We start from the raw sequence: 25,804 nt of genomic DNA, 5'->3' as shown, positions 1-25,804 counted from the left end.
AACCGTCGGGGCGGGCGGGCAGCGCCGTACAATAGAAATTCTCGATTGAACATGGGGTGCTCGATTGCGAAACTGTGGGTATGATCCATAAACTCGAAATGTTCATCGCCGTCGCCCGTGAAGCCCACTTTGGCCGCGCGGCTGAAAGCCTTGGCTTGACCCAACCGACCCTGTCCACCGGGATCAAACAGCTAGAGGAAATGCTGGGGGTGCAGCTGATCTTTCGCGGCTCTCGCTACGGCGGCTTGACCCCCGAGGGCCAGCGCGCCTTGGTCTGGGCGCGGCAGTTGGTCAGCGATGCCCGCGCCTTCCGGCAAGAGATGCGCACCTCCCGCCACGGGCTCAGCGGGATCGTGCGGTTGGCCGTGATCCCCACGGCGCTGACTTGGGCCGCGCGGTTGAGTGCACAGTTCACCGCCGCCCATCCCAATGTGCGCTTCACAATCCTGAGCCGCACCTCGGTCGAGATCTTGTCGATGCTTGAAAACCTGGAGGTCGATGCCGGGATTTCCTACCTTGATAATGAGCCCTTGGGCCGTGTCACCATGGAGACGCTTTATCAGGAAAAATATACCCTTGTGGCCCATCGCGACAGCGATATCGCCATGCAGGACCGGGTGGAATGGGCCGACCTGGCGGGCGAGCGTCTGTGCCTTCTGACCCCCAACATGCAGAACCGCCGGATCATCAACGAAAACTTCATGGCCGCCGGTGTCTCGCCCGAGGCTCAGGTGGAAAGCAACTCTACGGTATTGCTGGCGGCCCATGTGCAGGCCGGTGGCTGGATCACAGTGCTGCCCATCGACATGGCGCGGTTTCTTTGCGCCGGAAAACCCGAGTTGGCCATCCGCGAGATCGAAGGCGGCGGAATGGATCACGCCGTGGGCCTTGTGGCCCCGTTTCGCGAGCCGCACACCCCTGTGCTCGATGCCCTGATTGCCGAAACGCGGGTGCTGGCGAAGGCGGGTTTGGGGACCTGACGAAAACCTACAGGTATTGGGTCGGGCGGGCAGGTGCGTTTGATTGATATTCTCAATCGACCGACGGGATAACGATATTGAATGCTGAATGAACTGGGGCCATACATCGGGCAACATTTTCGGAGCACGCCATGTCAGCTACGCCAGCCCCGCTCGATCCGACCGAGATCAGCGCGATTATCCAACAAAATATGCACCTAGAGGGGCCGCTGCTGCCGATCTTGCATGATGTTCAAGACGCTTTCGGTTGCGTTCCCAATGACGCACGCGCGCCGATTGCCGATGCGCTCAACATCACCGAGGCGGAATTGCATGGGGTGATTTCCTTTTATCACGACTTCCGCAGCACACCCGCCGGTGCGCGGGTGCTCAAGATTTGCCGGGCCGAGGCCTGCCAGTCCATGGGGGCGAATGACCTGTCGGAGAAGGTTCTGGAGATGCTCGGCCTTGGCTGGGGCGAGATCAGCAAAGACGGTGCCCTGACGGTAGAGCCGATCTACTGCCTTGGCCTGTGCGCCTGCGCTCCGGCGGCGATGATCGACGGCAAGGTCAAGGGCCGCGTTACGGCCGAGGCACTGGTGGCGGAGGTCGCGCGATGAAGGTTTGGGTTCCCCTTGATGCGGCGGCCAAGGCCCTTGGCGCAGACGATGTGGCGGCGGCATTTGTGGCGGCAGGCGCAGAGGTTGTGCGCAACGGCTCGCGCGGGATGATCTGGCTGGAGCCTCTGGTCGAAGTCGAGCGCGACGGCGTGCGCGTAGGGTATGGCGCGGCGGGCGTGGCGGATGTGGCGGCGATCATGGACGGCAGCGCAGAAAGCCTGGGCCCCGTGGAAGAGATCCCGTTCTATGCCAAACAAAACCGGTTAACGTTTCAGCGCTGCGGCGTGATCGACCCGCTTGATTTGGCGGAATACGAGGCCCACGGCGGGTTGGCGGGCTTGCGCAAGGCGCTGGAGATGAGCGCCGAGGAAATCACCACCCATGTCACGGACTCGGGCCTGCGCGGCCGGGGCGGCGCGGGCTTCCCGACCGGCATCAAGTGGAACACCGTTCGCCAGGCGGAGGGGCCGCAGAAATACATCGTGTGCAACGCCGACGAGGGCGACAGCGGCACATTCGCCGACCGGATGATCATGGAGGGCGACCCCTTCAGTCTGATCGAGGGCATGGTGATCGCGGGCTTGGGTGTGGGGGCCACGAAAGGCTACGTCTACCTGCGCTCCGAGTATCCCGACGCGATTGAGGTGATGCAACGTGCAATCGAAATAGCGCGTGAAAACAATATCTTAGGTAGGGTGATCAACCTTGAGCACAGCTTCGATATGGAGGTCCGCGTCGGCGCGGGCGCCTATGTATGCGGCGAGGAAACCTCGCTTCTGAATTCGCTGGAAGGCAAGCGCGGCGTGGTCCGCGCCAAGCCGCCTCTGCCCGCGTTGGAGGGGTTTCTGGGGCGGCCTACCGTGGTCAACAACGTGATCTCCTTGGCCACGGTGCCGGTGATCTTCGAGAAGGGGGCCGATCATTACGCCAGCTTCGGGCTTGGACGCTCCAAGGGCACGATGCCGATCCAGATCGCGGGCAACGTGAAGCACGGCGGGTTGTTCGAGACAGCCTTCGGAATGCCGCTTGGTGAGTTGGTGAACGAAATCGGCGGCGGTAGCGCTTCTGGGCGGCCTGTGAAGGCGGTGCAGGTCGGCGGGCCTCTGGGGGCCTATTTCGCGCCCGAGAAGTTCGACACGCCCTTCGCCTACGAGCCCTTCGATGGCGCCGGAGGTTTGATCGGACACGCGGGTGTGGTAGTATTCGACGACAGTGCCGACATGCTCGGCATGGCACGGTTCGCGATGGAGTTCTGCGCCATTGAGAGCTGCGGAAAGTGTACGCCGTGCCGCATCGGCTCGGTCCGGGGGGTGGAGACGCTCGACCGGATCGCTGAGGGCGACGCCACGGCGGTGCCTTTGTTGGTGGACCTGTGCGAGACCATGAAGGACGGCTCGCTCTGCGCCTTGGGCGGCTTCACGCCCTATCCGGTGATGAGCGCGTTGGAGCAGTTTCCGGAAGAGTTTGCGGGCGTGAGGGAGGCGGCGGAATGAATGTGGTTTGTGTGGCTGACCGAGGCGCAACGGGGGGCCAGCCCCCCGTACCCCCCGCGGATATTTATGAAAAGATGAAGAGCGGAGCGCGTGTCTTATGAAAGATTTCATCATTCCAGATGCCGATTATCTTGGGCGCGATATGGGAACGCCTTTGAAGGTTGGCGCGCCGGTGACGCTGACGGTTGATGGCTTTGAGGTGACGGTGCCGGAAGGCACCTCGGTCATGCGGGCGGCGGCTGAGATTGGCCTTTCGATCCCCAAGTTGTGCGCCACCGACAGTGTTGAAGCGTTCGGCTCTTGCCGGTTGTGTGTGGTGGAGATTGAGGGGCGGCGCGGTACGCCTGCCTCGTGCACCACGCCGGTGGCTGAGGGCATGGAGGTGCGTACGCAATCGTCCAAGGTGAAGAAGATCCGCAAGGGGGTGATGGAGCTTTATGTCAGTGACCACCCGCTGGATTGCCTGACGTGCGGTGCCAACGGCGATTGCGAGTTGCAGGACATGGCCGGTGCCGTGGGTCTGCGCGATGTGCGTTATACGCCCGGCATCAACCACTACGATCCCGCCGGGATCGGCGCCCGCAGCCAGGCCGAAGCGCGCTGGCGCGCGCCCGAGGGCGAGGCGAATCCGCTGTATATCCCCAAGGACGACAGCAACCCCTATTTCACCTATGACCCCAGCAAGTGCATTGTCTGCTCGCGTTGTGTGCGGGCCTGCGAGGAAGTGCAGGGCACCTTCGCGCTGACCATCGAGGGGCGGGGCTTTGACAGCCGCGTTTCCGCCGGTGGCCCGCTGGACGAGTTCCTGACCTCGGATTGCGTGTCTTGCGGTGCCTGTGTGCAGGCCTGCCCGACGGCGACCTTGCAGGAGAAGTCCGTCATTGAACTCGGCACACCGGAGCGTTCCGTCATCACCACTTGCGCCTACTGCGGTGTGGGCTGCTCGTTCAAGGCCGAGCTGAATGGCGACGAGTTGGTGCGCATGACGCCCTACAAGCACGGGGAGGCCAACCGAGGCCACTCCTGCGTCAAGGGGCGCTTCGCTTATGGCTATGCCAACCACGCCGATCGTATCTTGAACCCGATGATCCGCGACAGCATTGATGAGCCGTGGAAAGAGGTGTCCTGGGAAGAGGCGATTGGGTTTGCCGCCGACCGGATGCGCGGTTTGCAGGAGAAGTATGGCCGCAAGTCCATTGGGGTGATCACCTCGTCGCGCTGCACCAACGAAGAGACCTACCTGGTTCAGAAGCTGGCGCGCGGTGTGTTCATGAACAACAACACCGATACCTGCGCACGGGTCTGCCACTCGCCCACGGGCTACGGTCTGGGGCAGACGTTCGGCACCAGCGCCGGCACGCAGAATTTCGACTCGGTCGAGCACGTGGATGTGGCTGTTATCATCGGGGCGAACCCGACGGACGCCCATCCAGTCTTTGGCTCGCGCCTGAAAAAGCGTGTGCGGGCGGGGGCGAAGCTGATCGTGATTGATCCGCGCAAGACGGACGTCGTGCGCTCAGCCCATATCGAGGCGGCGCATCACTTGCCCCTGCGACCGGGCACAAACGTGGCCGTGGTGACGGCCATGGCCCATGTGATCGTGGATGAGAAGTTGTACGACGAGACCTTCATTCGCGAGCGCTGCGACTGGAACGAGTTCGAGGAATACGCCGAGTTCGTGCGCGACGTGCGCCATTCGCCCGAAATGACCGAGATGTTGACGGGCGTGCCGGCGGAGGAGCTGCGTGCGGCGGCCCGCCTCTATGCGACCGGCGGCAACGGGGCGATTTACTACGGCCTCGGCGTGACCGAGCACAGCCAAGGCTCCACCACCGTCATGGGGATCGCCAACCTTGCTATGCTGACGGGCAATCTGGGGCGCGAGGGCGTCGGTGTGAACCCGCTGCGCGGCCAGAACAACGTGCAAGGGGCCTGCGACATGGGCTCTTTCCCGCACGAGCTGCCGGGCTATCGCCATGTGAAAGGCGATGAAGTCCGGGCGCTGTTCGAGAGCAAATGGGGCGTAGAGATTGACCCGGAGCCCGGCCTGCGCATCCCCAATATGCTCGATGCAGCGGTGGGGGGCAGCTTCAAGGGGCTCTATTGTCAGGGCGAGGATATCTTGCAGTCTGATCCCGACACGCACCACGTGGCCGCAGGGCTGGCGGCGATGGAATGTGTGATCGTCCATGACCTGTTCCTGAATGAAACCGCGAACTACGCCCATGTGTTCCTGCCCGGCTCTACTTTCCTGGAGAAGGACGGCACATTCACCAATGCCGAGCGCCGGATCAACCGGGTGCGAGAGGTGATGAAGCCGAAGAATGGCTATGCCGATTGGGAGGTGACGCAGCTTCTGGCGAAAGCGATGGGCGCCGATTGGCACTATACCCATCCGAGCCAGATCATGGACGAGATCTCGGACACGACGCCGGGCTTTGCCAACGTCAATTACGCGATGCTGGAAGAGCGCGGCTCGGTCCAATGGCCGTGTAATGACGACGCGCCCGATGGCTCTCCGATCATGCATGTCGATGGGTTTGTACGCGGCAAGGGGCGGTTCATCGTGACGGAATATATCGCCACCGAAGAACGCTCGGGTCCAAGATTCCCGCTGTTGCTGACCACGGGGCGCATCCTGTCGCAGTACAACGTGGGCGCGCAGACCCGGCGCACCGATAACGTTGTCTGGCATGATCAGGATGTGTTGGAAATCCACCCCCACGATGCGGAAGTGCGCGGCGTGAAAGAGGGGGATTGGGTCAAGCTGGCAAGCCGTGCGGGGGAAACCTCGCTGCGGGCGACGCTGACGGAGAAGGTCGTGCCGGGTGTTGTGTATACGACCTTCCACCACCCCGACACGCAGGCCAATGTCATCACCACAGACCATTCCGATTGGGCGACGAACTGCCCGGAATACAAGGTGACGGCGGTGCAGGTGGGCCTGTCCAACGGGCCGACGCAATGGCAGCGAGAATATAACGCGCAGGCCGAGAAGTCGCGTCGTATCGCCCGTGAGCCGGGCGCGCTGGATGGCGTGACGGCGGCAGAGTGAAGGCCAGCCGCTCCATATCTGCGGTGGCTTTCGGCCAAGGGGGATCGCGCAACCTGGCGCGGTCCTTGCCAGAAGAGGTGCCCGTGGCCGTAACCGTCAACGGGACGACGCAGGCCGTGATGATGTGTTCGCCGTCGGACCTTGAGGATTTCGCGGTGGGCTTTGCCTTCACGGAAGGGTTTGCCCGAGGAGAGCAGATCGAGAAGGTGGACATCGTCGAGATGGACGCCGGGATCGAGGCGCGCCTGTGGGTGGATGAAGCCGTGGCCGAGGCCCTTGGCGCACGGCGACGCGCGATGATGGGGCCGGTGGGCTGCGGGCTGTGTGGGATCGATTCACTGGAAGAGGCCCTGCGAGATCTGCCCGTGCTGCCGGAGGGCGGCGCGATTGAGGCAGGCTTGGCTGCACGAGGCCCGGACTTGTTGAGGGATCATCAGCCGTTGCACGATCTGACCCAAGCGGTTCACGCGGCAGGATTTATGGTGCCGGGGCAGGGGATTGTCCTGGCTCGAGAAGATGTGGGGCGTCACAATGCCCTGGACAAGCTAGTGGGTGCGATGCAACGGGCGGGGATGGAGCCGCGCGACGGGGCGATCGTGCTGACCAGTCGCGTCTCCGTCGAAATGGTGCAGAAGTGTGTGCTGTTGGGCTGTCCGATATTGATCGCGGTCTCGGCCCCTACGGCCCACGCCGTGCGCATGGGCGACGCCGCGAACCTGACCATGGCCGCTTTTGCCCGTGAGGGACGGCTAGAGACTTTCACCCATCCAAAACGGATCGACCGGAGCCAGACTGATGCCGCATGACAAATTGACCCGCATGGCCAACCAGATCGCCAGCTTCTTTGCCACCCAACCCGGAGCCGATCAGGCAGAACGGGTGGCCGCGCATTTGAAGGATTTCTGGGGCCCCGAAATGCGAGAGGCGTTAAAGGCCCAGGCGGCGGAAGATGACGCGGAAATGGCGCCTTTGGTCCGGGACGCGATTGCGTTGATTTGAGCGGTTTTGCGGTGAACGCGGTCGGAGGCGCGGAGGGCATCTGCGGGATTGAGTTGTATTTGCCAAGATGAAGGGGAGGCGTTGTGCGCTTCTTCGTGCAATGGCCTTGAGGCGAGGGGGGCAGGCGCGGTAGAGTGGTTTCAATATCTGGTTTTAAGTTTCACATAATGGAACCCGCTTATGTCTGATACCCGCGCTCGCCGCCGCTACCGTTCGCAGGAATGGTTCGACAATCCTAACAATCCGGGCATGACGGCGCTGTATCTGGAGAGGTATCAGAACCAAGCGTTCACGCGTGGAGAGTTGCAGGCCGATAAGCCGATTGTGGGCATTGCACAGACGGGTAGTGACTTGGTGCCTTGCAACAAGATCCACGTGTTCCTGATGGACCGGATCAAGGCCGGCATTCGTGACGCGGGGGGCATTCCGTTGGAGTTCCCGGTGCATCCGATTCAGGAAACCGGGAAGCGGCCGACGGCGGCGCTGGATCGAAACTTGCAGTATTTGTCCTTGGTGGAGGTATTGCACGGCTATCCGTTGGATGGGGTCGTGTTGACGACCGGTTGCGACAAGACCACGCCCGCAATGCTGATGGGGGCGGCGACGGTGGATATTCCGGCGATTGCGCTTAATGGCGGGCCGATGTTGGACGGGTGGTTCCGGGGCAAGCGCGCGGGCTCGGGGACCGCGATCTGGGAGGGACGCCGTTTGCTTGCAACCGGAGAGATCGACTACGAGGAGTTCATGCAGATGGCTTGCGCGTCCTCGCCGTCGCTGGGGCATTGCAACACGATGGGCACGGCCTCGACCATGAACGCATTGGCGGAAGCCTTGGGCATGACATTGCCGGGCGCAGCGGCAATCCCTGCGCCGTTCCGAGAGCGGATGGAGATGGCCTATTTGACAGGCCGTCAGGCCGTTGAGATGGTGGAGGAGGACCTGAAGCCCTCCGACATCCTGACACGCGCTGCCTTCGAGAACGCCATCAAGGTGAACACGGCCATCGGAGGGTCCACCAACGCGCCGCCGCACTTGCAGGCCTTGGCGCGCCATGCCGGCGTGGAGCTGCACGTGACCGATTGGGAAAAGATCGGCCACGCTTTGCCCCTGTTGGTGAATATGCAGCCCGCGGGCGAATATCTGGGAGAGAGCTTCTTTCGCGCAGGCGGCGTGCCCGCCGTGATGGGGGAACTCCACGCAGCGGGCCTTTTGGATGCCACGGTGATGACCGCCAGCGGCAAACCATTGGCAGAGGCCTTGGGTGGCGCAAAAAGCCTTGATCAAGCGGTGATCCGGCCCGTTGATAACCCGATGCGCGAACAGGCGGGCTTTGCCGTCCTCTCGGGTAACCTCTTTGACAGCGCTTTGATGAAGACCAGCGTGATCTCCGAGGATTTCCGCAGGCGCTTCCTTAAGGATAACCAATACGAGGGCCGTGCTATCGTTTTTGAAGGCCCCGAGGATTACCATGACCGGGTGAATGACCCAGATCTGGCGGTCGATGACAACTGCATCCTGTTTATCCGAGGCGTGGGCTGCGTCGGTTATCCCGGCTCTGCCGAAGTGGTGAACATGCAGCCACCCGATGCGCTGATCAAGGACGGTATCAAGCACCTGCCAACGGTGGGAGATGGCCGCCAATCAGGGACCTCGGAAAGCCCGTCGATCCTCAACGCCTCTCCCGAGGCTGTGGTGGGCGGTGGTCTGGCCTACCTCCAAACCGGCGATCGGGTGCGTCTGGACCTGAACGACGGTACACTCAACGCGCTGGTGCCCGAAGCCGAATGGGAGGACCGCAAGGCCGCCTGGACACCGCCGGAGCTGCACCACCAGACCCCATGGCAGGAACTCTACCGAAAACACGTCGGCCAACTGGCCGATGGCGGCTGCCTGGAACTTGCCACAGCCTACCAACGGATCGCCAAGGACTTGCCCCGCGATAACCACTGAGCCCCTAATTCCTCGTTCCAAAAATATCCCGGGGGAGTCTCTGGCCCTCGGGCCGGAGACGGGGGCAGCGCCCCCAAAGCACCCAATAATCCGGCGAGGACGGGCTTTGCCCGGAGGAGCCGTTGCGCCTAGATCCGCGCCAAAGCCGTCTCTAAATCTCCGTATCCTGTGAAGCGTCTTTCAAACGCCAAGCCCAACCGCTCCGCATACCCACGGGCCCGTTCCGTCAGCGCCGGATCGTCAACCTGTGCCTGATAGACCAAGGTTGTGTAATTCCCGAAGTACATTTCTTTCAACTCCGGGAACCGATCCAGCCCCAGGGGCTTCGTCACGAAAGCGTCAAACTGCTTCACCAGGAAATCGGTCAGGTAGAAACACGTCACTTCCCCGCGCTCCTCAAACGCCTGATTCCCTTCAAAAAACGAATAGCAGTGCGGACCTTCTAACATCTGGACCCCCAAAGCGGCGCAGCGCGCTTGTAACATTCCGCCGGTGCCGCAGTCCGCATAGAGCACAAAGACGTCGTCATACTCTTCGCGTCTTGCCGTGACAGCCGCCTCCACCGCGTCGGGGATCGCGGCGGGGGTATTGTGTAACTTGGCGGGAAGACAGTGAAGATCCATGTGATCCCAATGGTTTAGGCGCTTCAGGGCAAGGACCTCATGGGCAAGCGCGCCGCAGGCCAACAGCAGAATGCGCCCGGATTTTCGGGCATCCATGCCGAGGTTAACCAGATCATCGTCATCCATGTGCATCGAAACACCTTTCACGGCACCGTGCGCTCACGGAGCCGTCACTTGAGCGGAGCCGCTACCAAAGCGAGGTTCGCCCCAGACAGGAACGGAACACAACCTCACGACCGACACCATATATAAGGGACACGACCTCATGATCGCCACCTCTACAAATCCAACTACCGCGGCATTTCCCGCGATCAACCTTCAAACCGTGGCGCTGATTGTGCTGTCCGGCGCTGTCGGCACCCTTGCTTTTGATCTCTGGGGCGAGGCCATCGCGCCGCTTCTGGGCTTTGGCGGGCTGGCGCCTGTGGGCCTTGCGCGGGGCTTCTTGGGAGCGCTCGGCCTGCCAAACTCGGCGGCTTGGGGTAACGTCATGCATCTATTTTTGGTTGGCGTGATCGCTTATCCCGTCGGCTGGCTGTTCATTGCGCGGCCCATCCTTGCCCGTGTTGTGCCGGGAATGCATTGCGCCATCGCCTCGGCGCTTTACGGCGTTGGTCTGTGGGTCTTTGCCATCGGCTTCATCGCTTGGTTTGCAGGCAATCCGGTTTTCCTCGGCTTCACACGGATCACCTGGGTCGCTTTGGCGGGCCATGTGTTCTACGCCATCGCCGCTGCCGCGACTGTGCAGTATCTGGAACGCCAGCGCACAGCCTGACGCACGGCTATCGTGGCGACGGACGGGCCCGCGCCACCGCGCGGCCCGTCCTTCAATGGTCAATCAGCCCCAGTCCGGCGCCGCTGCACGAGCTTCGGGCCCAGAACCGCCAGTGCGATGCCGGCAAGGATCACAACGCCCGATACCGCCTCCAGGGCGCCAAGGGTTTCGCCCAGAACCAGCCATGCCGTCAGGATACCGACCACCGGGATGCCAAGGGCGAATGGGGTCACCATCGCCGCCGGGTGGCGCGAAAGCAGCCCGCCCCAGATCGAATAGCCGATGATCGTGGAGATGACCGCCACATAGACTACGCCGGCCCATCCCGTCAGGCCCATGGTGGCGATGGTGGCAAAGGGGGTCGGGCCCTCGAACGCCCACGACAGCCCCAGCATTGGCAGGGGCGGCACCAGGCTCGACCAGATGAATAGTGCCGCCATGTTGACGCCGGGTAGGCGGCGGAAGACGAGATTTCCGAAGGCCCAGGACAGTGCCCCACATAACACCAATGCCAAGCCGATCAGGGTGATGTTACCGCCCCCCGCAATGCCGAAGCCTGCAAGGCCCAAGCAGGCCAACGCGATGCCTGCCACTTGCGGCCAGCTGACGCGCTCCCCAAAGACCAAGGCCGCAAGGATGATGGTCAGGGGGGCCTGACTTTGCAAGATGAGCGAGGCCAACCCCGCCGTCACATCGGCACGCATGGCCATGAACAAGAACCCGAATTGGCACATGTTCACCAAGATTCCAATCGCGATGATCGCCCGCCAACTGGCCGGGCGCGGGAAGAGCGCGATCAGGGGGATGAGAATGGCAAAGCGCAGGCCCACGAACAGCAGCGGCGGCAATTCCTCCAGCACCATCTTCATGGCGGTGAAGTTGGAGCCCCACGCCAGGATCACGCAAAGAACCAGGGCGAGGTCACGGGGCGGCATGATGGTGCGTGTCTCGGTCATTGGCGCACTAGGCCCGTCGCTCCTTGGGGGTGCAACCGTTAAAGTACGCGCTTGCGCCCCCTCAGTTGCCCCACCGCACGAAAAAGCCTGCGAAGGGCGGCGATCCCACGCAGGCTGTTTTCAGGAAAGAAGCTACACTCAGGCCGAGGCGCTCATCTGGTTATGTTTGCGGGCAACCCATTCCTTCGCTGTCTCCACCGCAACGGCAGCATCGCGGCAGTAGGCGTCGGCGCCGATGGCTTTGCCGAACTCGTCATTCAACGGAGCGCCGCCGACAAGAACGATGTAATCATCGCGGATGCCCTTTTCGTTCAGGGTATCAATCACGACTTTCATGTACGGCATGGTCGTGGTGAGCAATGCGGACATGCCCAGAATGTCGGGCTTCTCGGCCTCCAACGCCTCTAGGTAGTTTTCCACGGCATTATTGATGCCCAGATCCACCACCTCAAACCCGGCACCTTCCATCATCATCGATACAAGGTTCTTGCCGATGTCGTGGATGTCGCCCTTCACGGTGCCGATCACCATCTTGCCCACGCGCGGGGCGCCGGTTTCGATCAGCAGAGGCTTCAGGATCGCCATGCCGCCCTTCATGGCGTTGGCGGCCATCAGAACTTCGGGCACGAACAAGATGCCATCGCGGAAGTCGTTGCCGACAATCGTCATGCCGCCCACTAGCGCCTCGGTGAGGACCCGGTAGGGCTCCCACTCGCGTTCCAGAAGGATGTTCACACCCTCCTCGATTTCCTCTTTGAGGCCGTCGTAAAGGTCGTCGAACATCTGCGCGACGAGGTCTTCGTCGTTCAGCTCAGACAGGATGATCTCGTCTTCTTGGTCAGACATGGGAAAGCGCTCCTGCTAACCGGCGCGGGTGCCGGGGTTTTTTTCACTATCTAGATATTTCGTATCGCCACGGACGGCTGTTTGCGACATGGGGCGTTGGCTGTGCGACGTCGCTTGCCAATGTTCCGCATATGTTCCACATTCGCAGCCATGGAGCATTCGGGAAAACGGCGCATTGGGCGAGGGGTGCGAGCCAACCCCGCCGGGCGGTTTGAACGTCATGGGCGCGAGGCCGTGGACGATGGGTGGGACCTTATAGAAGATTTGCCGCCCCTGAGAACCGAGGTGACGGAGGAATCCGCACGGCGGGTCATAACGCGCAATACGTCGCCCGACATCTCGTTCGACCGCTCGATCAACCCGTATCGCGGGTGCGAGCATGGCTGTGTTTATTGTTTCGCCCGCCCGTCCCACGCCTATCTTGGCCTGTCGCCGGGACTGGACTTTGAGACCAAGCTGATCGCCCGGCCCAATGCCGCCGCTGTGCTGGAGGCTGAGCTGCGCCGGGCGAGCTATGCCTGCGACGTGATTGCCATCGGCACCAACACCGACGCCTACCAACCGATTGAACGCGACCGTCAGGTGATGCGCGGTGTATTGGAGGTGTTGCAGCGGTTTCACCATCCGGTGACCATCGCGACCAAAGGCACGCTGATTGAACGGGACGTGGATATCCTTGCGGACATGGCCGAACGAGGATTGGCCCGTGTGGGCATCTCGGTGACCACGTTGCAGGCAGACCTGTCGCGCCGGATGGAGCCGCGCGTGCCCGCGCCGGCGCGCCGCTTGCGCACGATCGAGGCGCTGGCCAAAGCGGGGGTGCCGGTGCGGGTAATGATTTCTCCCATCGTGCCGGGGCTGACGGATCATGAGCTGGAGGGCATCATCAATGCCGCCCGCGATGCAGGCGCCGCGGCGGCCAGCATGATCCCAATCCGCTTGCCCCGAGAAGTGGCGGCGCTGTGGGAAGACTGGCTGGCAGAACATTATCCCGAACGTGTCGGCCGCGTGATGTCCAAACTGCGCGACATGCATGGGGGTAAACCCTACGAGGCCGAATTCGGCAAACGCATGCGGGGAGAGGGGATCTGGGCGGACCTGTTGCAGCAACGCTTTACCCGCGCCGTGCGGGCGGCGGGATTGTCGGAGCACCTTCCGTCTTTGCGAACGGACCTGTTCGAGGTGCCCTTGGCTCAAGGTGACCAACTCGCCTTGTTCTGAGCGGGGGAGGAGAGTTTTGCAAAACTCTCCCCACGCCCTTGCAAGGGCGTGACGCAAAGCCTTGCAAGGCTTTGGGCAGACTTTTGCAAAAGTCTGGGCCACGCTCTCAAATCGGGTGAACGGGTTGGGCGTTGCAGAAGATGACAACTTGGGTGCCGTTGCGCACCGCTGAGTAGCCCCGACGGCGCAGCTCGGCGCGGAAGCGAGGCCAGCCGACGATGCGTTCCACGTCGCAAGCCTTGCGGCGTACCACATGGCCGTTAATTGCCGCGCGGGCCGAGAACAGGTGTTCAATCCAGCGATCGGTGGCGATCGACGGGGCGACAGGCGGGGCGCATGTGAAGAGGTCATCCATGCCATGGAGATCACCAGAACAAGGTTAAATGATCGTAAATAGCGGCGCTACGATTGGGTCCGGCGCCGTCCTCGGCGCTCGCGCTTTGGGCCGTCGCTGTTTTCTTCCGTGCCATCCACGCCCGAGGAAAAGCCGCCCATCTCTGCCGCGATCTGCTCTAGATCAGGGGCGGCCCCGCGTGGCGTGTTCTCAAGCGCTGCGCGCATGGCGCGCAGGTGCTCGGGCGTTGTGCCGCAGCAGCCGCCAATAATTGTTGCCCCAGCGTCCCGGGCCAGAACGGCGTAACGCGCCATCAACTCGGGCGTGCCATCGTAATGGATATGGCCATCGTGGTATTTCGGGATACCGGCATTGCCCTTGGCGATCACCGGGCGTGGGTTGCCCGATGCCCGGAACCCAAGCACTGTCCGCAAAAGGTCCGACGCGCCCACACCGCAGTTCGCGCCATAGGCCAAAGGCGCGTGGTCCAGTTTCTCGACCATTCCCGCCATCGCCCCCGACGTCAGGCCCATCATCGTGCGGCCTGCGGTGTCAAAGCTCATAGTTCCGCACCATGGCATGTCCGCAAGGCGCGCGGCTTCTGACGCGGCCTGGTACTCTTCCGGGGCCGAGATCGTTTCCACCCACAGCACATCGGCGCCGCCCGCTTTCAGGCCCTCGGCCTGTTCGTGGAACATCTCGACTGCGATCTCGTGGGTAAGGGGGCCCATGGGGGCCATGATCTCACCGGTGGGCCCGACCGAGCCTGCAACGATAATGTCGCGACCTTCCTTGTCTGCCACGTCGCGGCCGATCTCTGCGGCTGCTTTGTTCAACTCGTGCACACGGCTCTGGGCGTTGTGAAGCTTCAACCGCGCCGCCGTTCCGCCGAAGGAGTTCGTCAAGAATATATCGGACCCCGCATCGACCGCGCCTTTATAGAGCTTCGTAATCCGCTCTGGATGATCGACGTTCCACAACTCGGGCGCATCGCCCGATTGCAGGCCCATGTTGAACAAGACGGTGCCCGTTGCCCCATCGGCCATAAGCCAGTCCCGAGAAGCGAGAAGACGAGAGAGGGGGTCGGACATGGAAGTTCCTTACTATCAATCTATCATTGGGCGCGCGCTCGCGACCCATGGCGCGGTCGCGCGATATGAGCAAGGCGCAAAACGTGCATGTTTTTCATGAGCCACGCTCATGTGAGGGGAGGGAAGGCGACAGCGAGCCGATAAACGCCCTCTTTTGCCGCCAATAGTCCCGTAGATAGGGAGCGCCGGAACGCTCCCCATGGGTCTGCTTACAGTTCTTCCATCAATTGTTCTTTCGCGACGAGCAGAAGCGCGTCGTATTTGGTGCGCACCTCAGCCTCGGGCACTTTGCCGTCCAAATCCGCCATGACTTTACGCATGACGTCTTCGTGGCCGGCTTCCTCGAAGTCGGCCTTCACGACTTCAGCGGCATAGGCGTTGGCGTCATCGCCAGTTTTGCCGATCTTCTCGGCCACCCAAAGGCCCATCAGCTTGTTTCGGCGGGCTTCGGCTTTGAACTGCATTTCTGCGTCATGGGCGAATTTGTTTTCGAAGGCGTTTTCGCGTTCGTCGAAAGTGGACATGGGGGTCTCCGTCTCGTGGGGAAGTTGGTGTTGGGCAGACATTAGCGCCCTGTGCGTTCCCGCCGCAAGGTGAAGCCTGCCGCCGCGCTTGCGACACAACGCGCGATGACCTATAGCCCATGCCAATTGGCGGCCGCTGCCCTTGAGCCGCCCAAAAATTCGGGATGACGCGCATGGCACGCCGTAAGCTGGTCTATGAAGGCAAGGCAAAAACCCTTTATGAGGGACCTGAGCCCGGCACGTTGGTACAGTATTTCAAGGATGACGCCACCGCTGGCAACGGCGAGAAGCGCGATATCATTGACGGCAAGGGCGTGCTGAACAACCGTCTATCGGAATTCTTCATGACCGGCCTCGGCAACATTGGTGTGCCGACCCATTTCATCAAACGCCTCAACATGCGCGAGCAATTGATCCGCGCCGTTGAAATCGTGCCGTTGGAAGTGGTGGTGCGCAACGTGGCGGCGGGCTCGATCTGTCCCCGTCTCGGGATCGAGGAAGGCACGCAGATGCCCCGCCCGATTGTTGAGTTTTATTACAAGAATGACGACCTGAACGATCCGATTGTCAGCGAGGAGCATATCATCGCTTTCGGGTGGGCCGCACAGCAGGATCTGGACGACATGGTGTCGCTCGCGTTGCGGGTGAATGATTTCATGAGCGGCCTGATGTTGGGCGTCGGTATCAAGTTGGTGGACTTCAAGATCGAGATTGGCCGCATCTATGACGGCGATTTCATGCGTCTGATCGTGGCCGATGAGATCAGCCCCGACAGCTGCCGGCTATGGGACATCGAGACAGGCCGGAAGTTGGACAAAGACGTGTTCCGGCGCGATCTGGGCGATCTGGCCGATGCTTACACGGAAGTGGCACGGCGCCTTGGGATCATGCCTCAGGGCTCCTCTGGAGCGACAAAGCCGACATTAATCAACTGACCTTTGCCTTTGGGGCGGAGGTCGGATTCGATATTTATGAAAAGATGAAGGAGCGGGTGCGATGAAAGCCGTTGTGACTGTGATGTTGAAGCAGGGCGTGTTGGACCCACAGGGGGCGGCGGTTCAATCGGCGCTTGGCTCGATGGGGTTTGAGGGCGTGAGCGGCGTGCGTCAGGGGAAGGTGATCGAGCTGGAACTGGCCGAGGGCACGACGGAAGCACAGGTTGGAGAGATGTGCGAAAAGCTGCTCGCCAATACGGTGATCGAGAGCTACCGGGTGGAGATGGGCCAGTGAAGGCGGCGGTCCTCGTCTTTCCCGGCTCGAATTGCGACCGTGATCTGGCCGTGGGGTTTCGCCAAGCGGGCTTCGAGGTGGAAATGGTCTGGCACAAGGAGACGGCGCTGCCTTCAGGCATTGATGTCGTCGGCATTCCGGGCGGATTTTCCTACGGCGATTACCTGCGCTGCGGGGCCATTGCGGCGCAATCGCCGATCATGGCGGCGGTCTCGGCCTTTGCGGGCAAGGGCGGCCACGTTCTGGGGGTGTGCAACGGGTTCCAGGTCCTGTGCGAAACGCAGCTTTTGCCGGGTGTCCTGATGCGCAACAGCGGTATCAAGTTTGTTTGCCGGTCCGAGCTTTTGACCGTTGCCAGCACCGCATCGCCCTTCACTGACGGCTATGGTCTTGGCGACCGGATCAGCATTCCGGTGGCCCATCACGATGGCAACTACCAGATCGACGACGCGGGCCTTGCGGCATTGCAGGGGGAAGATCGCGTGGCGTTCACCTATGGCGACAATCCCAACGGGTCGCGCGCCGATATCGCCGGCGTCCTCAGCGCCAATCGTCGGGTTCTGGGCATGATGCCCCACCCTGAGCGGGCGGTGGATGAGGCCCATGGCGGCACCGATGGCGTGGCGCTATTCGCCTCGCTGGCGGCGTCTTTAGTGACGGCCTGAGCGGCGGCTCTTGAGGCAACCGGTGGCGCGGCATAGGCTAGTACCATGAGCCTTGCTGACCGACCCACCACGCCGCCACGGCGGAGCATCCGGCGCCCCTGGGTCTTGCGGGCGCTGATCCTGCTGTTTCTGGGCGGCGCGATTGCGGTCATCTGGATCTCGAACATCTGGCTGACAGAGCGGTTCACCGAGACCACGCGCAACCGGGCGGAAGTGCGCCTGGCGATCTATTCGGGCTCGGTCCTGTCGGAAATTCGCCGCCACCAGGTCGTCCCGCTTTTGCTGAGCCGTGACCCGTCGCTGATCCGGTCCTTGGAGGCGAACGACTACACGCAGACCTCGCAATATCTGATCTCTTATGTGGAAGATATCGGCGCGGCCTCGATCCTGCTTCTGGACCGGGCGGGTCGGGTTGTGGCGGCCACGGACCGGGCAAGGATCGCGGAACGGCGCAACAATGACCCATTTTTTGTGGAGGCTACGCGCTCTCCCAATACTGTGTTTACGTCCAATGAACCCGAAACCGGGCGCTTCGATTTCACCTTCTCGCGCCGGATCGAAAACGGCGATGGCCTGCTTGGGGTGATCTTGGTGGAGATCGACCTGGCCCGCCTGGTGGATCGCTGGCGCGGCGCCTCCGAGGCGGTGTTCCTGGCCAATTCCCAAGGCGAGATTATTCTGTCGACCGAGTCGCGATGGCGCGGCCGGACCGAGGCCGAGGCGATGGCTCTGCGTATCCCGCCCACCGCCATCCAGCGCGCCTTGGAGGGGGCAGGGGACTGGGCCTTTGGCGACCCGAGCCCCAACTTCTTCGGCTCTGCCACGATCCGGTTGGAGTCGCGCATCCCGTTCCGGGGATGGCGGATCGTCAGCTACACCGCCTACACCTCGGTGAGGGAGCGGGTGAACGGCGTTCTGGCGCTGGAGATCATGGGATTCGCCCTGCTGTTGGCGGGCGCGTTTTACGTGCTGAGCCGCCGGGCCCGGTTGCAGACGGCTGTTTTGGCGCGAGAGTCGGCGGAGTTGCGCCGCCTCAACGTCCGGCTACAGCGAGAAATCGCCGAGCGTCAAAGGGTTGAGCGAACGCTGGAAGAGGCGGAGTTGAGCCTTCAGCAATCGCAAAAGCTGGCCGCCTTGGGCGAGATGTCTGCCGCCGTATCGCACGAGTTGAACCAGCCGCTGGCGGCAATGAAAACCTACCTCGCGGGCGCCCGGTTGTTGTTGCAGCGCAAACGCACGGAAGAAGCCGCCTCCAGCTTCCAGCGTATCGACGACCTGATCGAGCGCATGGGCGCGATCACCCGGCAGCTCAAATCCTATGCCCGCAAGGGGGGCGACGCGTTGGAGCCTGTCGATATGCGCGACGCGTTGAAAGGCGCGATCACGATGATGGAGCCGCAATTGCGCAGCGACACGGTGCACATCACCCAAAGTCTGCCACGCAAACCGGCGATGGTCATGGCCGATCGGTTGCGGTTGGAGCAGGTCTTTATCAACCTCTTGCGCAACGCGCTGGACGCCATGGGCGGAGCGGAGGAGAAAGAGATCGACCTGATCATCGCGCAGGGCGATGAGGTCGTTTTGACGGTCCGTGATAGTGGTCCGGGCATTGATGATCTGGATGCTTTGTTCGAGCCGTTCTACACCACCAAGAAACCCGGTGAGGGGGTGGGCCTTGGGCTGGCGATCTCATCTGGTATTGTAAAAGACCTCGGCGGGCGCTTGTCGGCGCGCAATGGGGAAAGATCGGGCGCGGTGTTCGAGGTACGCTTGCCAGCGTTGGCGGTGGCAGAGGAACAGGGCACGGCGGCGGAATAGCGGGGCTGGAACGTGGAAGTGTTGGGCATGCCCGGCCTCAAGCAGCGCGACGCGCGGTAGGCCAATGAAATACCGGCCTCAAGCAGCGCGACGCGCGGTAGGCCAATGAAATACCGGCCTCAAGCAGCGCGACGCGCGGTAGGCCAATGAAATACCGGCCTCAAGCAGCGCGACGCGCGGTGGGCCAATGAAATACCGGCCTCAAGCAGCGCGAAGCGCGGTAGGCCAATGGAAATACCGGCCTCAAGTATCGCGAAGCGCGGTAGGCCAATGGAAAAGGACCCTTCTCTATGAAGATCGCTATTGTAGATGATGAGCAGGACATGCGGCAGTCGATCAGCCAATGGCTGGCCCTGTCGGGGTTCGACACCGAAACCTATGCCAGCGCGGAAGAGGCGCTGAAGGCCATCGGCTCGGATTTTCCGGGCGTGGTCGTCACGGATGTGAAGATGCCCGGCATGGACGGTATGGCGTTCCTGAAACGGCTGATGGGGGTGGATAGCGGCATTCCGGTGATCCTTATCACCGGTCACGGCGATGTGCCCATGGCGGTGGAGGCGATGCGCATCGGCGCCTATGATTTCCTTGAAAAGCCGTTCAATCCCGACCGCATGACTGACCTTGCCAAGCGGGCAGGGCAGCAGCGTCGCCTGACGCTGGATAATCGTGCGTTGCGGCGGGAACTGTCTGACGGCACCGTTTTGATGCGCAAGCTGATCGGCTCCAGCCCGGTGATGGAACGGTTGCGCGAAGATATCCTCGATCTCGGTCAAGCCGACGGCCATGTGCTGATCACCGGTGAGACGGGGACCGGCAAGACGCTGGTGGCGCACGCCCTGCACGCGGTCGGCCCCCGGGCGGGCAAACATTTTGTGGTGCTCTCTTGTGCGGCTCACGAGGAAGAAGAGCTGTCTGCGATGCTCTTTGGTCCGGTGGGCGAGGATCAGGACAAGCCACTGGTGGAGCAAGCCCGTGGCGGTACGCTGGTTCTGGAAGACGTAGAGGCGCTATCCCAAGCCCTGCAAGCCCGGCTTTTGACCTTTATCAACGACCAAGGCACGCCGGCGGAAACCCGTATCGTGGCCATCTGCAACGCGCCTGAACCGGACCAGTGCGAAGGCGCCTTGCGGCCTGATCTGTTCTACCGTCTTGCCGCCATGCGCATCGACCTGCCGCCCTTGCGCCAGCGCGGAGAGGATATCCTGACGCTGTTCACCCGTTTCGGAGAGCAATTCAGCGAAGAATACGGCACCGACGCGCCGCAGGTCACGGCCCAAGAGGCAGCGCAATTGTTGCAGGCCCCTTGGCCCGGCAACGTGCGCCAGCTCATAAACATCGCGGAACGGGCGATCTTGCAGCAACGTCGCGGGTCGGGCTCCATCGCGTCGCTTCTGATGTCCGACAACACCCAGATCGCGCCGCAAGCGTTGGGGGAAGGCAAGCCCCTGAAGGAATACGTGGAAGCTTTCGAGAGGATGTTGATCGACAACACCATGCGCCGCCATCGCGGCTCGATCGCCAGCGTGATGGAGGAACTCTGCCTGCCACGCCGGACGTTGAACGAGAAGATGGCGAAGTACGGGCTCAGCCGGTCGGATTACCTCTAGGACGGTCCTGCAGTGACAACGCAACAAAAGACCGTGGCCGCGTGGCTTGGCGGCTCCGTCGCGCTGGCGCTGGTGGGGGGGTGGGTCTTCGGACTGGTCTTCTTCCTGCAATTCGGCGCGTGGATGATTGCCAAATGGAACCCCTGGGCGGGCCTTGGGGCGGCTGTCTTGGTATTGGCCGCATTCTTCGGGCCGGCGCTGTTCGATGACCGCGTATTTGACGCGCAATTGGCCGAGATCCAAGCGCAGGAGGTCACCGACGCGCCATTGGATTTGCGCGGGCAAACCGTGTTGTTTCTGGGCATGTCGGGGCGCTATCACCCTGTCGATTGCTCGGATCTGTGTCGGAATGTGGCCGCCTTTGCGGGGGCCCAGGGCGTTTACTTCGGCTTTGACCGCAGCCTTGATCTGAGCTTGCCCGAGGGCCAGACGGTGGACCTGTTGTACCGTGATATCCGCACCTTCGCGGGGCCGTTGCAGACCTGGCCGGGGGAGGGGACGGCGCTGATCTCGGCCACGCCGGAGCGGATCGACTATGTGGTGTTTGAGGGCGGTTATCTGTCGGCAGGCTTGCGTGACGCGGCCTTGCCCGAGGTCTCGGATGTCTTCGGCCTGTACCCGTTCGACACGATTTTCACGGAATATGCGATCTATGCTGTCGATGATCCCACCGCTTTTGACGTGACCACCACTGCGCCCCTGTTCACCCGGTTCGAGGTCACCCGCCACCGCGCGACCGCGCCGGGCATTCCTTTTGCGTTGTTAGGGGACCGGACATATGACCACCGTTATGGGCCGGGTCAAAGCCAATGGAACAGCCTGAACACCCGCGCCGCCGCCACGTTTCTATGCGCCGGAGCCGGACCAGCGCGACAGGCGCAATGCGTTGATATCCCCTGAGGATTTCCCTAGCGTTTCCTTAACGGGCAGGCGCATAGATCGGAGGCACTGATGGAAGGTGGAAATGCAATGGGCGTGGCCTTTGCCGTGATCTACGGCGGCTACACGCTGATCCTCCTTGTTATTTGTGGCGTCGCGCTTTTGCTGATCGCCAAGGGGTTTCGTGCCTTGGGGATTGGTCTGCTCGCCGCTGTGGTGGCGTGGTGCGTGATCCCACCGATCATCGACCGCGTTGCGGGGCTTGCAGACCGCCGCGCGATTGATGCGGTGAACCTTCTGCCGGACACCGTTGAGCTGACCGGGCGCAATATTCTGGTGATAGACTTGGGCGGCGGCTTTGGAGAGCGGCTGGTGCAATTGGGCGTTGATGCCAACGTCTACGTCCTTTCGACCACATCGCCGGAACGCGCGAGTCCCGCGCCGCATCGTGTGTTCGAGACTTTGCAACCGCGTGAGGCAATCCAGCGCTACACCCTTGGCGATCCGGTAGAGGATCTGGGCGGTGCCCGCTTTCCCGAAAGGCATGACATCCCCGAGAATGAAATTCCCCCCTTCGACCTCGTGATCATGGACGATAATGCCTATCTGCGCAGTTACGCGCCGGACATGCTGCACCTGCCCGATGATTTGCTCCGGCACGCGCAAGTGAACCTTGTGGTATTTCAAGGCTGGAGCGATCCCTTCACTACCCTGCCACCCGAACCGATCCTGCGCAGCGTGACGCCGTGGCACCCTTTGCGGGCGTTTATCTATTGGCCGTTCTCGGTGGACGATAGCCCGTACCCGCAATTCGCGCAGCGGGAAAGAGTTTGGAATCACATTTTATGCCAGCAGGCAGGCGCGCCCGAGGATCGTGCCGCGTTCAGTTACGATTATTACTGTGGTCCCAACAGCCTACTGGCGCACCCGTGATTGCCGTGTGCCGATCTGGCGGGCGGGCGCACTGACGATAAGGGCGACATAGATTGCACTTTTAAGGGCAAATTGCGGAATAGATGAATGCAATTCCGTTTCCCCATTGTCTTTTCACTCTCCGGGCCCTTAATGTGACACGACTGACCTATTCGTCAGCAACAGGTTCTCTGCCTCCTTGTAGTTTGTGCCGCGCGATGACGCCGCACCAACAGGGGGCGCAGGTCACTTGGCCCAGATGCGCGGCGACGCGCTTTGGGCCGTTTTTAACCGCCGGTCCCATGACAAAAGGGCAGGCTTGATTGGATGGCAGACCACATCGCGGTTTGACCACCCGGAGACAGCAGCGATGTATGGCCTCGGCACAGATCTGGAACACTCGAAGCGGCTACTGGCCGCTTGTGGTCGTTTCTCTCGTGCCGCCAGATCCATCGTTCTAACAGCACAACGTGATACCTCATTTGCGACCTGCCAGGGCTATGCCCCGTGCAGACGCGCGGGGCTGTCACGAGCAAGGATATCATGGCAAAAACAATGCTCATCGATGCCACCCACGCGGAAGAAACCCGCGTTGTGGTGGCAGATGGAACCAAGGTCGATGAATTTGACTTTGAGTCACTAAACAAGCGGCAGCTCGCAGGTAATATTTATTTGGCAAAGGTAACGCGGGTTGAACCCTCGTTGCAGGCAGCCTTTATCGACTACGGCGGAAACCGGCACGGTTTCCTCGCCTTCTCGGAAATTCACCCTGATTACTACCAGATCCCGATCGCGGACCGTGAAGCTCTGCTGGCCGAAGAACGCGCCTACGCCGAGCAGCAAGCGAAGGAGGAGGAGGAGGAATCCTCCAAGCCCAAGCGCCGCCGTCGTCGCCGTCGCTCGGACACCAAGGCGGAAGAGACCGGCACCGATGCGGTGACCACCGGAACGCCTTCCGGCATGGATGTGGTTGATCTCGACGCTGCCGATAACCCCGAAGCGGAAGCTTCGGTCGAGGGTCTGTCACCAATGGAACTGGTGAAAGAGACCCCCGTTGAAGAACCAGCCGACGACGACGCCACCGATGCGGCGCCTGCCGATGATGACGCAACCGAAGACACCGCCGACGCCGATGCCTCCAACGATGCTGACAGCGACGACGATGATACCGACACGGAAACCGTGGCCGACGATGACGCGGAAGAAGACATCCGCCCGATCCGCAAACCGCGCCCGAAGAAGTACAAGATCCAGGAGGTCATCAAGGTCCGCCAGATCATGCTGGTGCAGGTGGTCAAGGAAGAGCGTGGCAACAAAGGTGCGGCGCTGACGACTTACCTGAGCCTCGCCGGTCGCTATTGCGTTCTGATGCCCAACACGGCGCGTGGGGGTGGCATTTCTCGCAAGATCACCAACGCCGCCGACCGCAAGAAACTGAAGGATATCGCCACCGCGCTCGACGTGCCGCAAGGCGCGGGCCTGATCGTGCGCACGGCAGGCAGCCAGCGCACCCGGTCCGAGATCAAGCGCGATTACGAATACCTGCAACGCCAGTGGGAACAGATCCGCGAGCTGACGCTCAAGTCCATCGCGCCCGCGCCGATCTACCAGGAAGGCGACCTGATCCACCGTACGATCCGCGACCTCTACAACCGCGACATCGACGAGGTGATTGTTGAAGGCGAGGCAGGCTACCGCCACGCCAAGGACTTCATGCGGATGATCATGCCGTCCCACGCCAAGAAGGTGAAACGCCACTCCGGCGGCGTGCCGCTGTTCGCGAAGTACAAGGTGGAAAGCTACCTGTCGGACATGTTCAACCCGACGGTGCAGCTGAAATCCGGCGGTTACATCGTGATCAACATCACCGAAGCGCTGGTCGCCATCGACGTGAACTCGGGCCGGTCCACCAAGGAAGGCAGCATCGAGGATACGGCGACGAAGACCAACCTGGAGGCCGCTGAAGAAGTGGCGCGTCAGGTGCGTCTGCGCGACCTTGCCGGCCTGATCGTGATCGACTTCATCGACATGGACGAGCGCCGCAACAACAACGCCGTTGAAAAGCGCATCAAGGACAAACTGAAGACGGATCGCGCCCGCATTCAGGTGGGCCGCATCTCGACCTTTGGCCTGATGGAGATGTCGCGCCAACGTCTGCGCCCCGGCATGTTGGAGGCCACAACGCAGGCCTGCCACCATTGCCACGGCACCGGTCTGGTGCGTTCGGATGACTCTCTGGCGCTGTCGATCCTGCGCCAGTTGGAAGAGGAAAGCACCCGCGGCCGCTCGAAAGAAGTCCTGCTGACCGCACCCGTGGGCATCGTGAACTACCTGATCAACTTCAAGCGTGACTACCTCGACAGCATCGAAGCGCGAACCGGCATGGCGATCCGCATCGAGGCGGACGCAAGCCTTGTCGTGCCGGATTTCAAGCTCGAGAAGTTCAAGACAGCCACCCGCAAGATCACCGCCGAGGTACCTGTTGTCTCGATGGATGCCGCGTTGATGGATGACATTGACGAAGATGTCGCCGACGAGTCCGATGACGCCGTGGAAGCGCCCGAGGAAGTCCGTGCCGACGACGAGCAGCCGAAGAAAAAGCGCCGTCGGCGTCGCGGTGGCCGGGGCCGTCGTCGCAACGGCGACGAGACGGCTGAAAACGCCGAGGACGGCCCGCAGGGCACGGAGGAGGGTGCCGCGGAGGCGTCAGCCGACGCTCCCGCCGAGGCGCAGTCCGAGGGGGATGGCGAAGCCAAGCCCGAAGGCGAAGAGCAGCCCAAAAAGCGTCGCCGTTCGCGCCGTGGGGGCCGTGGCCGCAAATCTTCTGAAACGACAACCGAAGGCGCAGAAGCCGAAGGCAGCAACGCTGATGCCTCCGCAGAGGCCGAACCCGCTGCGGAAACGCGCCCAGAGCCAGCCGCAGAACCGGTAGCCGAAGCCGCCCCCGAAGCGCAGCCTGAAGCCGAAGCCGCACCGGAGCCGCAGGCCGCACCCGAGGCGCAACCGGAAGCAACCCCGGTTGCAGAGGTTGAACCCGCCCCCGAGCCGGAAGCCGCGCCCGAAGCTGAGCCAGAGCCTGCCCCGGAACCCGTGGCAGAAGAAACGCCCGAGCCAGCCATGGCCGAGGCCGCTGTCACACCGGAACCTGTGGCAGAGGCCCCCGCCAAGCCCAAACGGCGCGGTTGGTGGTCGCGCGGCTAACCCGCACGACCTTTTCCAGACAACAAAAAGGGCGCCTCACCGGGCG

23 protein-coding genes are annotated in these 25,804 nt (G+C 62.1%); 17 read left to right on the top strand and 6 right to left on the bottom strand.

Annotation, left to right across the window (positions count from 1 at the left end; translation table 11 throughout):
- Positions 1-80: 80 nt before the first annotated feature.
- The 7 genes from AADW23_RS14585 (at position 81) to AADW23_RS14555 (ending at position 9,076) form a co-directional block, all read left to right on the top strand.
- Entirely contained in the window at positions 81-980 is a 900-nt protein-coding gene (locus AADW23_RS14585) for a LysR family transcriptional regulator (RefSeq protein WP_341861669.1), read from the top strand.
- 131 nt (positions 981-1,111) lie between these two features.
- Complete coding sequence (locus tag AADW23_RS14580; protein WP_341861668.1) at positions 1,112-1,579, top strand: formate dehydrogenase subunit gamma; 468 nt, start codon at positions 1,112-1,114, stop codon at positions 1,577-1,579.
- The gene (locus AADW23_RS14575) at positions 1,576-3,072 is read left to right on the top strand and encodes an NADH-ubiquinone oxidoreductase-F iron-sulfur binding region domain-containing protein (RefSeq protein ID WP_341861667.1); all 1,497 of its coding nucleotides are present in this window, start codon (positions 1,576-1,578) and stop codon (positions 3,070-3,072) included. Before AADW23_RS14580 ends, AADW23_RS14575 begins: the two co-directional genes overlap by 4 nt.
- Before the next feature lie 97 nt (positions 3,073-3,169).
- On the top strand, positions 3,170-6,127 hold the full coding sequence (fdhF, locus tag AADW23_RS14570; RefSeq protein WP_341861666.1) for a formate dehydrogenase subunit alpha: 2,958 nt from the start codon (positions 3,170-3,172) through the stop codon (positions 6,125-6,127).
- A complete protein-coding gene (gene fdhD / locus AADW23_RS14565) occupies positions 6,124-6,933 on the top strand; it encodes a formate dehydrogenase accessory sulfurtransferase FdhD (protein WP_341861665.1) in 810 nt (269 codons plus the stop codon). The genes fdhF and fdhD overlap by 4 nt, the downstream gene beginning before the upstream one ends.
- A complete protein-coding gene (locus tag AADW23_RS14560) occupies positions 6,923-7,126 on the top strand; it encodes a formate dehydrogenase subunit delta (protein WP_341861664.1) in 204 nt (67 codons plus the stop codon). The genes fdhD and AADW23_RS14560 overlap by 11 nt, the downstream gene beginning before the upstream one ends.
- A gap of 180 nt (positions 7,127-7,306) precedes the next feature.
- Entirely contained in the window at positions 7,307-9,076 is a 1,770-nt protein-coding gene (locus AADW23_RS14555; protein ID WP_341861663.1) for an IlvD/Edd family dehydratase, read from the top strand.
- A 128-nt stretch (positions 9,077-9,204) separates the two neighbouring features.
- Here the strand turns inward: AADW23_RS14555 and AADW23_RS14550 are convergent, their stop codons facing one another.
- A complete protein-coding gene (locus tag AADW23_RS14550; protein WP_341861662.1) occupies positions 9,205-9,831 on the bottom strand; it encodes a DUF1638 domain-containing protein in 627 nt (208 codons plus the stop codon).
- 133 nt (positions 9,832-9,964) lie between these two features.
- On the opposite strand from AADW23_RS14550, the gene AADW23_RS14545 reads away from it, so the two are divergent.
- The gene (locus tag AADW23_RS14545; RefSeq protein WP_341861661.1) at positions 9,965-10,474 is read left to right on the top strand and encodes a hypothetical protein; all 510 of its coding nucleotides are present in this window, start codon (positions 9,965-9,967) and stop codon (positions 10,472-10,474) included.
- Positions 10,475-10,533: 59 nt separating this feature from the next.
- On the opposite strand, the gene AADW23_RS14540 is transcribed toward AADW23_RS14545, so the two are convergent.
- The gene (locus AADW23_RS14540; RefSeq protein WP_341861660.1) at positions 10,534-11,430 is read right to left on the bottom strand and encodes an EamA family transporter; all 897 of its coding nucleotides are present in this window, start codon (positions 11,428-11,430) and stop codon (positions 10,534-10,536) included.
- A 138-nt stretch (positions 11,431-11,568) separates the two neighbouring features.
- On the bottom strand, positions 11,569-12,276 hold the full coding sequence (locus tag AADW23_RS14535) for a B12-binding domain-containing protein (protein ID WP_341861659.1): 708 nt from the start codon (positions 12,274-12,276) through the stop codon (positions 11,569-11,571).
- 150 nt (positions 12,277-12,426) lie between these two features.
- On the opposite strand from AADW23_RS14535, the gene AADW23_RS14530 reads away from it, so the two are divergent.
- Entirely contained in the window at positions 12,427-13,497 is a 1,071-nt protein-coding gene (locus AADW23_RS14530; protein ID WP_341864337.1) for a PA0069 family radical SAM protein, read from the top strand.
- Positions 13,498-13,603: 106 nt separating this feature from the next.
- On the opposite strand, the gene AADW23_RS14525 is transcribed toward AADW23_RS14530, so the two are convergent.
- From AADW23_RS14525 to AADW23_RS14515, 3 genes are all read right to left on the bottom strand, one after another.
- Positions 13,604-13,852, bottom strand: a complete 249-nt coding sequence (locus tag AADW23_RS14525) for an N-(5'-phosphoribosyl)anthranilate isomerase (protein WP_341861658.1) — start codon at positions 13,850-13,852, stop codon at positions 13,604-13,606.
- A 47-nt stretch (positions 13,853-13,899) separates the two neighbouring features.
- Positions 13,900-14,922, bottom strand: a complete 1,023-nt coding sequence (gene bmt / locus AADW23_RS14520; RefSeq protein ID WP_341861657.1) for a betaine--homocysteine S-methyltransferase — start codon at positions 14,920-14,922, stop codon at positions 13,900-13,902.
- 209 nt (positions 14,923-15,131) lie between these two features.
- Positions 15,132-15,446, bottom strand: coding sequence for a DUF1476 domain-containing protein (locus AADW23_RS14515; RefSeq protein WP_341861656.1), 315 nt, complete (start codon positions 15,444-15,446; stop codon positions 15,132-15,134).
- Between the two features lie 173 nt (positions 15,447-15,619).
- Here AADW23_RS14515 and purC point away from each other — a divergent pair, with 173 nt between their 5' ends.
- The 8 genes from purC (at position 15,620) to AADW23_RS14475 (ending at position 25,758) form a co-directional block, all read left to right on the top strand.
- Positions 15,620-16,381 (top strand): phosphoribosylaminoimidazolesuccinocarboxamide synthase, encoded by a 762-nt coding sequence (purC, locus tag AADW23_RS14510; protein WP_341861655.1) that lies wholly within the window; start codon positions 15,620-15,622, stop codon positions 16,379-16,381.
- Positions 16,382-16,442: 61 nt separating this feature from the next.
- Positions 16,443-16,676 carry a phosphoribosylformylglycinamidine synthase subunit PurS gene (gene purS / locus AADW23_RS14505; protein ID WP_341861654.1) on the top strand — a complete coding sequence of 78 codons (234 nt, stop codon included), beginning with the start codon at positions 16,443-16,445 and terminating at the stop codon, positions 16,674-16,676.
- Positions 16,673-17,341 carry a phosphoribosylformylglycinamidine synthase subunit PurQ gene (gene purQ / locus AADW23_RS14500; protein WP_341861653.1) on the top strand — a complete coding sequence of 223 codons (669 nt, stop codon included), beginning with the start codon at positions 16,673-16,675 and terminating at the stop codon, positions 17,339-17,341. Before purS ends, purQ begins: the two co-directional genes overlap by 4 nt.
- A gap of 45 nt (positions 17,342-17,386) precedes the next feature.
- Positions 17,387-19,159, top strand: coding sequence for an ATP-binding protein (locus tag AADW23_RS14495; RefSeq protein ID WP_341861652.1), 1,773 nt, complete (start codon positions 17,387-17,389; stop codon positions 19,157-19,159).
- A gap of 290 nt (positions 19,160-19,449) precedes the next feature.
- Complete coding sequence (locus AADW23_RS14490) at positions 19,450-20,766, top strand: sigma-54 dependent transcriptional regulator (RefSeq protein ID WP_341861651.1); 1,317 nt, start codon at positions 19,450-19,452, stop codon at positions 20,764-20,766.
- 12 nt (positions 20,767-20,778) lie between these two features.
- Entirely contained in the window at positions 20,779-21,666 is an 888-nt protein-coding gene (locus AADW23_RS14485) for a hypothetical protein (protein ID WP_341861650.1), read from the top strand.
- Positions 21,667-21,717: 51 nt separating this feature from the next.
- Positions 21,718-22,578 carry a hypothetical protein gene (locus AADW23_RS14480; protein WP_341861649.1) on the top strand — a complete coding sequence of 287 codons (861 nt, stop codon included), beginning with the start codon at positions 21,718-21,720 and terminating at the stop codon, positions 22,576-22,578.
- Between the two features lie 522 nt (positions 22,579-23,100).
- On the top strand, positions 23,101-25,758 hold the full coding sequence (locus AADW23_RS14475) for a ribonuclease E/G (protein WP_341861648.1): 2,658 nt from the start codon (positions 23,101-23,103) through the stop codon (positions 25,756-25,758).
- The last annotated feature ends 46 nt before the right edge of the window (positions 25,759-25,804 follow it).

The organism is Gymnodinialimonas sp. 57CJ19 (assembly GCF_038396845.1).
In the GTDB taxonomy this organism is placed as follows: domain Bacteria; phylum Pseudomonadota; class Alphaproteobacteria; order Rhodobacterales; family Rhodobacteraceae; genus Gymnodinialimonas.
Note: the sequence above shows the minus strand (reverse complement) of the source record. Positions and strands in the feature narration are given on the sequence as shown.